Source organism: Bradyrhizobium sp. AS23.2 (assembly GCF_001908185.1).
GTDB lineage: Bacteria > Pseudomonadota > Alphaproteobacteria > Rhizobiales > Xanthobacteraceae > Bradyrhizobium.
The window spans coordinates 1-10,184 of the sequence record NZ_LGHM01000233.1; the positions used below are offsets into that span (position 1 = coordinate 1).

Genomic DNA, 10,184 nt, shown 5'->3' on the forward strand with positions numbered 1-10,184 from the left:
GCCCGCGGGACCGCAAGGCCCGCGCGGCGAGGCGGGACCGCCCGGCCAGCTGCCCTCGATCGAGCAGGTGCTGCCGTGGCTCGAGCAGCTCTTCGACGCCTGGGACGAGCGCCGCCGCCAGCGCGAGCAGGAAGCCGCCGAGCGCGAGGCGCTCGAGGCCGCGGTGCATGAAGCCGACGAGGCGTTCGTCGATGACGAGAGCGACGACGGCGAAGGCGACGATCACAAGAAAAAAAGAAAAAGAAGAAGCACGGCCACAAGGACTAGCAGCCGAGCCTAAATGGTTGCGTGCCCCGGACGCAGCGCGGCATGCAATGCTGCGTTGCTGAGCCGGGGCCCATGTTGCCGAGCGATGTGCGCACAATTGCTGGGTCCCGGCTCTGCGGAGCGGCACTTCGCGCCGCGCCGCATCCGGGACACGAGCCTCATTCAAGATGCCCGGAGGCATCATCCTTGCGCGGCAGCATGCCCATGCGCTCGAACTGCCAGCGCATGGTGCGATACCAGAGATAGCCGATCAGCGTGCCGACCAGCGTCAGGATGACGAGGTTGATGCTGCTGTAAGAGCCGCCCCACCACATCATCCAGGCGGTCCACAGCACCGTGAAGGCGACGGCACCTGCTTTGAGGGGAAGAAGAAGGGAGCGGCTCATGATCGTGCTCCGGGTTGTCAAAAACCCCGGCAGACATCATCGCGCGTTGAGATCGTCGCTACCGTGAGCCAGATCACGAAACGGACATTCGAGACCGACTAACCGAACCGCTGCCGCGAACGCTCCCTGGCCTTTTCTGCCTCGACCTCACGATCCCGCGCGGGCGCATGGGTGTGCAGCGAGGTTAGCAGCCGGCGCGCCGCCTCCGACACCTCCGCCACCGCACGCTCGAAGGCCTCCTCATTGGCCTGCGACGGCTTGTTGAAGCCGGACAGCTTGCGCACGAACTGGAGCGCGCTGGCGTGGATCTCGTCCTCCGTCGCCGGCGGCTCGAAATTGAACAGCGTCTTGATGTTGCGGCACATGCAGTCTCTCCCGTGGCAGGCCCGATGCTATCCGAGGACGAATGGAGAAGCCGAAATCCTACATCGCTTGCAACGGCATGTCACAGGCGGAACAGGCCATGGCTGATGTCCGAATATTCCACTTGCGCGCAGCAACATCGAGGAAATGTTTTCCAGGATGAGCGGGGGTCTGCTCTCGATCCGTGGAGGCCAGCTGGTAAGATCGCGCGCAACGCGGCCGCTAACCATGAGCCGCATGGGGAGAGAAACATGAGGGCTTCTTGCGCGGCGCTGTCGGCCATCCTGCTTTCGATCTCGGCGTCGGCCATCTCGACATCGGTATTGGCCGCCGACTATCCGGCGCCGAAACAGGGCGATTGGATCGCCAAAGATTTCAAGTTCCACACCGGCGAGACCACGCCGGAGTTGAAGCTGCACTACACCACCGTCGGTGAGCCCAGCGGCCAGCCCGTGCTGGTGCTGCACGGAACGGGCGGCTCGGGCGCGAGCATGCTGTCACCCGCCTTCGCTGGCGAGCTGTTCGGCGCCGGGCAACCGCTCGACGCTGCCAAATATTACATCATCATCCCCGACGCGATCGGCCACGGCAAATCGTCAAAGCCGTCCGACGGCATGAAGACGAGCTTCCCGAAATACAATTACGACGACATGGTTGAGGCGCAGCATCGCCTCGTGAAGGAAGGCCTCGGCGTCAAGCATCTGCGGCTCGTCATCGGCAATTCGATGGGCGGCATGCAAACCTGGATATGGGGCGAGAAATATCCGAAGGAGATGGACGCGCTGGTGCCGATGGCCTCGCAGCCGACCGAGATGGCGTCGCGCAACTGGATGATGCGGCGGATCATGCTCGACACCATCCGCAACGATCCCGACTACAACGGTGGCAACTACACCAGCCAGCCGCGCATGATGAAATACGCGATCACCGCCTACGGCATCGCCAGCATTGGCGGCACGCTAGCCTATCAGCAACAGGCGCCGACGGCGGCGAAGGCCGACAAGATCGTCGACGAACGGCTGGCGACGCCGATCACGGCGGATGCCAACGACTTCGTCTACCAGTGGGACTCCTCGCACGACTACAACGCCGCCGAGAAGCTGGAGCAGATCGAGGCCTCGCTGCTGCTGATCAATTCCGCCGACGACGAGCGCAATCCGCCGGAGACCGGAGTCACGGAAGCCGCGATGAAGCGGGTCAAGAACGGCCGCCTGTACCTGATCCCCGCGAGCACCGAGACGCGCGGCCACGGCACCACCGGCAACGCAAAGTTCTACAGTGAGCAGGTCCGGCAATTGCTGCAAACCGCGCCGCAGCGGACGATGTAAGGGATCGCCGGAGCTCACTCCATTTCGGACGCCATCTAGTACAAGGTGGCATGCCGATTTCGTTGGCTGGCTCCAGCACGATCAAGTAACTTCGGTACAAAGCTGATGCGGAGGAATACCCTTGGCCGACCTTTGCGCCGAAGACCTCGCCACCATCTATCCGAAGCCGACCCCGCGCGTGATCGCGAAAGCGCGTCCCGCAATCGACGCGCATGCGAAGAAGTTCATCGAGATGTCGCCGTTCTGCGTGCTCGCGACATCGGGCACTGATGGCAGCGTCGACGCATCGCCGCGCGGTGGAAGCATTGGCTTCGTCCACGTCGCCGGCCCCAACCAACTGCTAATGCCCGACCGTTCCGGCAACAACCGGATCGACAGCTTTCGGAACGTCGTCGAAGGCTCGGGCTTCGTGCATCTGTTGTTCTTCGTGCCCGGCATCGACGAGACGCTGCGCGTCGGTGGCCGCGGCACGCTGTCAGCCGATCCGGACCTGCTCGCGTCCATGGAGGAGTTCGGCAAGCCGCCGCGCGCGGTGCTGAACGTCGCCGTCAGCGAAGTCTATTTCCATTGCGGCAAGGCGCTGATGCGCTCAAAGCTGTGGGCGCCGGAGAAGGTGCAGCGCTCGGTCATGCCGAGCATCAGCCAGGTCATCCACGATCAGACCAGCCTCGGCGAGCCGGAGAGTCAGGAGATCGTGGAAGCGCGGTACAAGACGCAGCTGTAGGCGAGCTTTCGTGCCGCAAACATGCCGTCATGCCCGGGCTTGTCCCGGGCATCCACGTTCTTGGTGCGCGAAGGCGTGGATGGCCGGGTCAAGCCCGGCCATGACGAATGGAGAGAGCAGAGCCGGAGCTTAGTGCCCCTCGCCCTCGAGCCCGCCGACGTGCTTCTGGGTGTAGAGTTCGAGGCCGACGCGGCCGATCAGGTCGAGCTGGGTTTCGAGGAAGTCGATGTGGTGCTCCTCGTCGCTCATCAGCTTCTCGAACAGGTCGCGCGTGACGTAATCCTTGACGCCGTGGCAGTAGGTCGCCGCTTCCTGGTAGAGCGCCCGGGCGCTCATCTCGGCGGCGAGATCGCACTCGATGATCTCCTTGACGTTCTGGCCGATGCGCAGGGGATCGAGCACCTGCATGTTCGGGAAACCGTCGAAGAACAGAATGCGCGCGGTGAGCTTGTCGGCGTGCTCCATCTCTTCGATGGACTCCTTGCGCCAGACCTTGGCCATGTCCAGGAGGCCCCAATTGTCGAGGAAACGATAGTGCAGCCAGTACTGGTTGATCGCAGTCAGCTCGTGACGCAGCGCCTTGTTGAGATAGTCGATGACTTTGGCGTCGCCCTGCATGGTTCACTCCAGCTCTTGCAGTCCAAATCGGTCCTAAACCGAGCTTAGAATGCTTCTAAGTCAGTTTATGGATGAGGGCAACGGCTACCGGGACGCAGCCGGGGAAAAGCTCAGCCGATCTTGGGGAAGCTTTCAGCAGGCCGCGAGGGCGAACTGGGCGGGCTCGGCCGTCTCGTCATTGGCGGCCATGGTATGGCTGTGCGGGCAGCCGGAGCAGCAGGATTCGGCACAGGGGCCACGTGCTTCGTCGATGATGGTCTTGATCGTGCGGGCGCAACGGCCGCATTCGGCGCTGCAGCCGAGGCATCCATAGACCTGCTTGGCATGACGCACGGCGTCGTCCGACTCGGCGACGGCGGCGCGGATATCGTCATCGCTCAGCACGTTACAGGAACAAACGATCATGGAAGCGGCAGACCCTTCGGTGATACGCCATCATCGATATTTAAGGGGCCGTCCGGATGCAAAGGGAAAAACCGGTATTTGAAGCTATTCCAAACTGGCCTGGAAACAGCCTAGAACGGCTCTAAAATAGGGCGTTGCGTTGGATCAAGATTGCGGCGGACCTAGTCGCCGCCACCGCCTCCACCACCATCGCCGCCGCCCCCGCAATCCCCGCCACTGCTGCCGCTATCGCTGCTGGAGCAGCTGCCATCGTCTGTCGAGCTTCCCGAGCTGTCGCTGGAAAACCAGCTCCCCAGCGAGAAACTGTCACTCGTCCCCGAATAGCTGTCGCCGCTGCCGCTACCCCCGTCACTCCCGGCCGCTGCGCGGGAGCGCCGGCCGCGGCTCTGGATATGGGTGAACCAGCCGTAGCCGATCGCGAAGACGATCCCGGCAGCGATTAAAGTATTCACCATCGCGTTGCCCATTCATCGTCTCCTGCGGACCTGCGATCCACACCAATTGGTCGCACCCGGCAAGGGTGCCGTTCATTGATCGTTCAAACGAAGTATGGAACTTTAGGCCCCAAAGAGTTCCGAGTTTGAGAGGTCAAGCCAATGAAGAAATCGCTCCTGGCAGTTGCTGCCGTCGCCACCCTGGCCCTGTCGGCCGGAACACCCGCCCATGCCCAGCGCGGCGTCGCGGCGGGCGTGGCCGCCGGGATCATTGGCGGTGCCATCGTGGGCAGCGCGCTGGCCTCTCCGTATTATTACGGACCCGGCTATGCCTATGGTCCGGGCTATGGCCCCGGTTACTACCCGCCCCGCTATTACGCGCCGGGTCCGGGCTATGTCGCCGACGACTACTATGGCGGTGGCTGTGTCTGGCAGAAGCAGCGCTTCTGGGACGGCTATGCCTGGCGCGTCAGGCGCGTCAGGGTCTGTGGCTGAGGCGACTTGGACCACTTGCTTGGGTCGGTTCACTACCGATACGCCGTTCATCTCGGGCCTGAAAAAGACCGCTTTTTCTCGTCACAGCTCCGTGTGCGTTTACCGTGGATTGACCATTTGCGCGCTTCCTAGCCGCACGGTCGATTTCATCAGAGTGTGCGTGAACCTTTGAAACCCGGACGCTCCTAACAAGGAACGTCCATCTCCCAGGAGAGCCAAGAGCATGAAGAAGACTTTAGTTGCCGCCCTCACGGTTGCGACGGTCGCCGGTTCGCTGGTGACCGCCACTCCGGCCGCCCAGGCCCATGACGGCGTCGGCGCGGGTATCGCAGCCGGCCTGCTCGGCGGCGCCATCGTCGGCGGCGCCATCGCGGCGAGCCGTCCGGCCTATGGTGGTCCGGTTTATGTCGCCGAGCCCGGCCCGCCGCCCCCCGCCTTGCTACTGGCAGCGCCAGCGCTACTGGGACGGTTACGGCTGGGTCATCCGCCCGGTCCGCGTTTGCTACTGATCTGATCGCAGGGCGCATCCGCGCCGCGATCGAAGCCCGGCCGAAAGCATCGGCCGGGCTTTTTCTTTTGGTCCAGCGCTATCGCGCCGTCTCAATCGAGCGCAGCACCTCTTCGCTCGGCCAGCAATCGACCTTCAGGCCTGCCGACTTCTGATAGGCGCCAAGCGCGGCGCGCGTCTGCATACCGGCCTTGCCGTCGATCTTGTCCTTGTAGAGCCCGACGCGCGTGAGACCGCGCTGCATGGTCTCGACGTCCTTCGTGCGCAACTGCTTCGAGGCCGACCACGGCGTTGCGAACGACAGCGGGCTCGTCATGCGGTCGCTGAGATGGCCGACGAACAACACGTAGAGGTCGGAGAAATTGTATTCCTTGATGACGAAGTAGTTCTTCGTGGTCAGGAACGACGGGCCGTAAATGCCTTCCGGCTGTAGCAGTGAGGCCGGCTGCCCCTGCTCTGCGGCACTCAGCTTCTGGCCACGCACCGGCACAAAACCTTCGCGCAGCCACTGGCTGATCGGCTTCGTCACCTCGGGTACGCCACTGGTGCAATCGACCTTCGCCGGCGCCTGCACCTCATAGGCCCAACGCACACCGCTCTGCCAGCCCTTGTTGACCAGCTGCTGCGCGGCCGAGGCCAACGCATCGGGCACCGAATGCCAGATGTCGATGCGACCGTCGCCGTCGAAGTCCACGCCGTGCTTGTAATATTCGGACGGCAGGAATTGCGTGAGCCCGGTAGCGCCGGCCCAGGACGAGCGCATGTCCTTGCGCGTCACCACGCCCTCGCCGAGGATCTTCAGCGACAGAATGAACTCGTTGCGATAGGTGTCCTTGCGACGCCCGACATAGGCCTGCGTCGCCAGTACGCGGACGAGATCGTAAGGCAGCGTGTAGCGGCCGTAGTCGGTTTCGCGCCCCCAGATCGCGAGCATCACGGTCGCCGGCACGCCCGAACGCTTCTCGATCTCCGTCAACGCAGGGCGATATTTTTGCAGCAGCCGCTGCCCCTCGCCTGCGAGCCGCGCGATCGAGGCTTCCTTGACGTAGTCGGCGGGCACCTGGACGAACTCGGCCTGCGACGGCGCGCCGGTCGCCGGCCGTCCGGGCAAGATGAGATCGGGGAGCTTGTAGTCCGGTTCGAGCCCGCGCGTCTGCTCTTCGAACGTCGCGCGCGACACGCCGGCCGCCTGCGCCTCCGGCCAGAGCGAGGCGATGAACTGGGTGAAGGCGGCGTCGGCAGCACGGGCGGACGACCAGCCACAGGTGACCACGATCACCGCAGCGATGAGCGCCCGCCGTATCATGCCGGTCTCACCGCGTCAGCTTCTTGTACTTCACGCGATGCGGAATGATGCTGTCCTGGCCAAGCCGGCGCATCTTGTCCTTCTCGTAATCCTGGAAATTGCCTTCGAACCATTCGACGTGGCTGTCGCCTTCGAAGGCCAGGATGTGGGTCGCGATGCGATCGAGGAACCAGCGATCGTGGCTGATGATGACGGCGCAGCCGGCAAAGTCCTCCAGCGCCTCTTCGAGCGCGCGCAGCGTATCGACGTCGAGGTCGTTGGTCGGTTCGTCGAGCAGCAGCACGTTGGCGCCGGACTTCAGCATCTTGGCGAGATGAACGCGGTTGCGTTCACCGCCCGAGAGCGCACCGACCTTCTTCTGCTGGTCGGCGCCCTTGAAGTTGAACGACGAGCAATAGCCGCGCGAATTAACTTCCTTCTTTCCGAGCAGGATCAGCTCGTTGCCGCCGGAGATCTCTTCCCACACGTTCTTGTTGCCATCGAGCGCATCGCGCGACTGATCGACATAGCCGAGATGCACGGTCTCGCCGACTGTGATCGTGCCCTTGTCCGGCGTTTCCTGCTTGGTAATCATCTTGAACAGCGTGGTCTTGCCGGCGCCGTTGGCGCCGATCACGCCGACGATGCCGCCGGGCGGCAGCTTGAAGGTGAGATCGTCGATCAGCAGGCGATCGCCATAGCCTTTGCTGAGCGTTTCGAAATCGACCACGTTGGCGCCGAGCCGCTCGGCGACGGGGATGATGATCTGCGCGGTCTGGGTCTGCTTCTCGCTCGCCTGCTTGAGCAGCTCCTCGTAGCGCTGATAGCGCGCCTTGGATTTGGCCTGACGCGCCTTCGGCGAGGACGCGACCCATTCCTGCTCGCGGGCGATCGTCTTCTGATGCGCGGCGTCCTCACGGCCTTCCTGCTCCAGCCGCTTCTGCTTCTGCAGCAGCCAGGACGAGTAGTTGCCCTCGTAGGGAATCCCCTTGCCGCGGTCGAGTTCGAGAATCCAGCTCGTGACGTTATCGAGGAAGTAACGATCGTGGGTCACGATCAGAATGGCGCCAGGATAGTTGCGCAGATGGCCTTCCAACCACGACACCGACTCGGCATCCAGATGGTTGGTCGGTTCGTCGAGCAGCAGCAACTCGGGCTGGTCGAGCAACAGCTTGCACAACGCGACGCGGCGGCGCTCGCCGCCCGAGAGTTTCGTCACATCGGCATCGTCGGGTGGGCAGCGCAGCGCATCCATGGCCTGGTCGACCTTGCTGTCGAGATCCCAGAGACCCTGGGCCTCGATCTCATCCTGCAGCTTGGTCATCTCGTCGGCAGTCTCCTCGGAATAATTCATCGCCAATTCGTTGTAGCGATCGAGGATGGCTTTCTGCTTGGCGACGCCCAGCATGACGTTCTCGCGCACGGAGAGCGTCGAATCGAGATGCGGCTCCTGTTCGAGATATCCGACGCGAGCGCCCTGGGCGACCCAGGCCTCGCCATTGTACTCCTTGTCGAGGCCGGCCATGATCTTGAGCAGCGTCGACTTGCCCGAGCCGTTGACGCCGAGCACGCCGATCTTGGCGTCCGGGTAGAACGACAAATGGATGTTATCGAGCACCTTCCGGGTCGGGTAGCTCTTGGTCAGGCCTTGCATGAAATAGATGAACTGGCGCGCCATCGGTCCCGTGAAACCTTCGATTTGAGGGAATTTGGTTGCCGCCGATGTAGCGATCCTGTCCCCAAAGGGCAATGTTTTCCCTCCGTTCACCACGGATGAATACGGAACGGACACCATCCGGCCCCCGATCCGGACAATTGAAACCATCTTTTAATAAATCAGGCGAAAGCTCGTTGTTGCGCTGAAAAAGCGCCACCCGCTCTGAAGGAACGGGAGAGCAGCGAGGCCGCGTCATGGCTCTGATCGAGACCACTTCCCTTCCCGTTCCGGCCAAAGCCGGGAACGGCTCCGGGCTCGCATCCGAGATTAAGAGCTTCTGGAGGCGCTTCTTCGCCGTGGCCTTCAATCCCTATCGCCCCGAGCAGCACTACATGCGCGGCCCCGGCCCCGCCTGGCGTGCCAAGCACGGCATGAATGCGCCGGTCCGCCTGAAGCCCCGCGACCTCTGAGCCCCTCTCCCCTATCGGATTCTTGAAGACGCGAGCCGCTTGCGCGCGGCTCTGATTGCGCGCAACCATGGCTCGGTTCCGATGGCGGCCCCGCTTGCGCCGTCACCTCTCGCGATGGATGAACGCTGATGACGCGGCTGCGCTGTGCAATTCTCGACGACTATTTCAACCTCGCCCTCGACGTCGCCGACTGGCAGAAACTGTCCGACCGCGTCGACGTTACCGTGTTCAGCGATCCCTTCGCCTCGGAGCAGGCTGCCGCGAGCGCGCTCGCCGATTTCGAGATCATCTGCGCGATGCGCGAGCGCACGGCATTCCCGAAGAGCCTGTTCGCAGCGCTGCCGAAGCTGAAGCTGCTGCTCACTTCAGGCATGCGCAACGCCTCGATCGACATGGAGGCTGCGAAGGCGCGTGGCGTCACGATCGGCGGCACGCAATATTCGCGCGATCCGACCGCTCCGCTCACCATGGGCCTGATCCTGGAACTGACCCGCGGCATCGGCCGCGAGAATGCGCGCATGCATGCGGGCGAGCCCTGGCAGACCTTTGCCGGCGTCGAGATCGAAGGCCTGACGCTCGGCATCGTCGGGCTCGGCAAGCTCGGCAGCAAGATGGCCGGCATCGCCAAGGCGTTCGGCATGAACGTGATCGCCTGGAGCCCGAACCTCACGCCGGAGAAGTGCAAGGAGGCCGGCGTCGGCTACGCCACCAAAGAGGAGCTGTTCGCCAGGGCCGACATCGTCACCATTCATGTGGTGCTGAGCGAACGTTCGCGCGGCCTGGTCAGCGCTGCGGATCTCGCGCGGATGAAGCCGACAGCCTTCCTCGTCAACACCGCGCGCGGGCCGATCGTCGACGAGCAGGCGCTGCTGGAGGCCTTGCAGCAGAAGAGGATCGCCGGCGCCGGCATCGACGTGTTCTCGGTCGAGCCGCTGCCGGTCGATCATCCCTTCCGCAAGCTCGACAATCTCGTGCTGACGCCGCATCTCGGTTACGCGACCGAGGACGGCTTGCGCATCCACTACGGCCAGATGGTCGAGGCGATCGACGCCTGGACCAAGGGCGGCGAGTTGCCGCGGAAGCTGGCCTGAAACGAAAAGGGCGTGCCGTCGGCACGCCCTTCGCAATCTCAAGTTTTCCTGCAGCGCCTAGAGCATGTTGTCTTTTAGCGGAATCTGGATTCCCAGATGGGGCAATTTCTGATTCAAACTCCATGCTGGCGAACGGAGGCCAGCATGGATGAC

The 10,184-nt window shown here is 63.2% G+C and carries 12 protein-coding genes and 2 pseudogenes; 7 read left to right on the top strand and 7 right to left on the bottom strand.

Annotation, left to right across the window (positions count from 1 at the left end; genetic code table 11):
- Nucleotides 1-280: pseudogene (locus tag AC630_RS45980) on the top strand (collagen-like protein); the annotation flags it as partial.
- A gap of 145 nt (nucleotides 281-425) precedes the next feature.
- Here the strand turns inward: AC630_RS45980 and AC630_RS38615 are convergent.
- Together AC630_RS38615 and AC630_RS38620 are read right to left on the bottom strand one after the other, a co-directional pair.
- On the bottom strand, nucleotides 426-653 hold the full coding sequence (locus AC630_RS38615; RefSeq protein ID WP_074123604.1) for a hypothetical protein: 228 nt from the start codon (nucleotides 651-653) through the stop codon (nucleotides 426-428).
- A gap of 98 nt (nucleotides 654-751) precedes the next feature.
- Nucleotides 752-1,018 (bottom strand): DUF2277 domain-containing protein, encoded by a 267-nt coding sequence (locus tag AC630_RS38620; RefSeq protein WP_074123605.1) that lies wholly within the window; start codon nucleotides 1,016-1,018, stop codon nucleotides 752-754.
- Nucleotides 1,019-1,267: 249 nt separating this feature from the next.
- On the opposite strand from AC630_RS38620, the gene AC630_RS38625 reads away from it, so the two are divergent.
- Nucleotides 1,268-2,344, top strand: a complete 1,077-nt coding sequence (locus AC630_RS38625) for an alpha/beta fold hydrolase (protein ID WP_074123606.1) — start codon at nucleotides 1,268-1,270, stop codon at nucleotides 2,342-2,344.
- A 121-nt stretch (nucleotides 2,345-2,465) separates the two neighbouring features.
- Nucleotides 2,466-3,068, top strand: a complete 603-nt coding sequence (locus AC630_RS38630; protein ID WP_074123607.1) for an MSMEG_1061 family FMN-dependent PPOX-type flavoprotein — start codon at nucleotides 2,466-2,468, stop codon at nucleotides 3,066-3,068.
- A gap of 129 nt (nucleotides 3,069-3,197) precedes the next feature.
- On the opposite strand, the gene bfr is transcribed toward AC630_RS38630, so the two are convergent.
- The 3 genes from bfr to AC630_RS38645 form a co-directional block, all read right to left on the bottom strand.
- Nucleotides 3,198-3,686 (bottom strand): bacterioferritin, encoded by a 489-nt coding sequence (bfr, locus tag AC630_RS38635; RefSeq protein ID WP_074123608.1) that lies wholly within the window; start codon nucleotides 3,684-3,686, stop codon nucleotides 3,198-3,200.
- Between the two features lie 132 nt (nucleotides 3,687-3,818).
- Complete coding sequence (locus AC630_RS38640) at nucleotides 3,819-4,091, bottom strand: (2Fe-2S)-binding protein (RefSeq protein WP_074123609.1); 273 nt, start codon at nucleotides 4,089-4,091, stop codon at nucleotides 3,819-3,821.
- Between the two features lie 161 nt (nucleotides 4,092-4,252).
- Nucleotides 4,253-4,558 carry a hypothetical protein gene (locus tag AC630_RS38645; protein WP_074123610.1) on the bottom strand — a complete coding sequence of 102 codons (306 nt, stop codon included), beginning with the start codon at nucleotides 4,556-4,558 and terminating at the stop codon, nucleotides 4,253-4,255.
- 129 nt (nucleotides 4,559-4,687) lie between these two features.
- On the opposite strand from AC630_RS38645, the gene AC630_RS38650 reads away from it, so the two are divergent.
- Nucleotides 4,688-5,020, top strand: coding sequence for a hypothetical protein (locus AC630_RS38650; RefSeq protein ID WP_074123611.1), 333 nt, complete (start codon nucleotides 4,688-4,690; stop codon nucleotides 5,018-5,020).
- Between the two features lie 223 nt (nucleotides 5,021-5,243).
- A pseudogene (locus tag AC630_RS38655) lies at nucleotides 5,244-5,529 on the top strand (hypothetical protein).
- 78 nt (nucleotides 5,530-5,607) lie between these two features.
- On the opposite strand, the gene AC630_RS38660 reads toward AC630_RS38655, so the two are convergent.
- Both AC630_RS38660 and ettA read right to left on the bottom strand, forming a co-directional pair.
- Nucleotides 5,608-6,834 carry a lytic murein transglycosylase gene (locus AC630_RS38660; protein WP_074123612.1) on the bottom strand — a complete coding sequence of 409 codons (1,227 nt, stop codon included), beginning with the start codon at nucleotides 6,832-6,834 and terminating at the stop codon, nucleotides 5,608-5,610.
- A gap of 7 nt (nucleotides 6,835-6,841) precedes the next feature.
- Entirely contained in the window at nucleotides 6,842-8,491 is a 1,650-nt protein-coding gene (gene ettA, locus AC630_RS38665) for an energy-dependent translational throttle protein EttA (protein WP_074123613.1), read from the bottom strand.
- A gap of 233 nt (nucleotides 8,492-8,724) precedes the next feature.
- On the opposite strand from ettA, the gene AC630_RS38670 reads away from it, so the two are divergent.
- Complete coding sequence (locus tag AC630_RS38670; protein ID WP_074123614.1) at nucleotides 8,725-8,940, top strand: hypothetical protein; 216 nt, start codon at nucleotides 8,725-8,727, stop codon at nucleotides 8,938-8,940.
- A 128-nt stretch (nucleotides 8,941-9,068) separates the two neighbouring features.
- Nucleotides 9,069-10,031 carry a D-2-hydroxyacid dehydrogenase family protein gene (locus tag AC630_RS38675; RefSeq protein WP_074123615.1) on the top strand — a complete coding sequence of 321 codons (963 nt, stop codon included), beginning with the start codon at nucleotides 9,069-9,071 and terminating at the stop codon, nucleotides 10,029-10,031.
- Nucleotides 10,032-10,184 lie beyond the last annotated feature (153 nt).

What these genes read in the sequence shown, in the direction of transcription:
- AC630_RS38615 (WP_074123604.1), bottom strand. Translation starts at nt 653, where the DNA reads ATGAGCCGCTCCCTTCTTCTTCCCCTCAAAGCAGGTGCCGTCGCCTTC.
- AC630_RS38620 (WP_074123605.1), bottom strand. Translation starts at nt 1,018, where the DNA reads ATGTGCCGCAACATCAAGACGCTGTTCAATTTCGAGCCGCCGGCGACG.
- AC630_RS38625 (WP_074123606.1), top strand. Translation starts at nt 1,268, where the DNA reads ATGAGGGCTTCTTGCGCGGCGCTGTCGGCCATCCTGCTTTCGATCTCG.
- bfr (WP_074123608.1), bottom strand. Translation starts at nt 3,686, where the DNA reads ATGCAGGGCGACGCCAAAGTCATCGACTATCTCAACAAGGCGCTGCGT.
- AC630_RS38640 (WP_074123609.1), bottom strand. Translation starts at nt 4,091, where the DNA reads ATGATCGTTTGTTCCTGTAACGTGCTGAGCGATGACGATATCCGCGCC.
- AC630_RS38645 (WP_074123610.1), bottom strand. Translation starts at nt 4,558, where the DNA reads ATGGGCAACGCGATGGTGAATACTTTAATCGCTGCCGGGATCGTCTTC.
- AC630_RS38650 (WP_074123611.1), top strand. Translation starts at nt 4,688, where the DNA reads ATGAAGAAATCGCTCCTGGCAGTTGCTGCCGTCGCCACCCTGGCCCTG.
- AC630_RS38660 (WP_074123612.1), bottom strand. Translation starts at nt 6,834, where the DNA reads ATGATACGGCGGGCGCTCATCGCTGCGGTGATCGTGGTCACCTGTGGC.
- ettA (WP_074123613.1), bottom strand. Translation starts at nt 8,491, where the DNA reads ATGGCGCGCCAGTTCATCTATTTCATGCAAGGCCTGACCAAGAGCTAC.
- AC630_RS38670 (WP_074123614.1), top strand. Translation starts at nt 8,725, where the DNA reads ATGGCTCTGATCGAGACCACTTCCCTTCCCGTTCCGGCCAAAGCCGGG.
- AC630_RS38675 (WP_074123615.1), top strand. Translation starts at nt 9,069, where the DNA reads ATGACGCGGCTGCGCTGTGCAATTCTCGACGACTATTTCAACCTCGCC.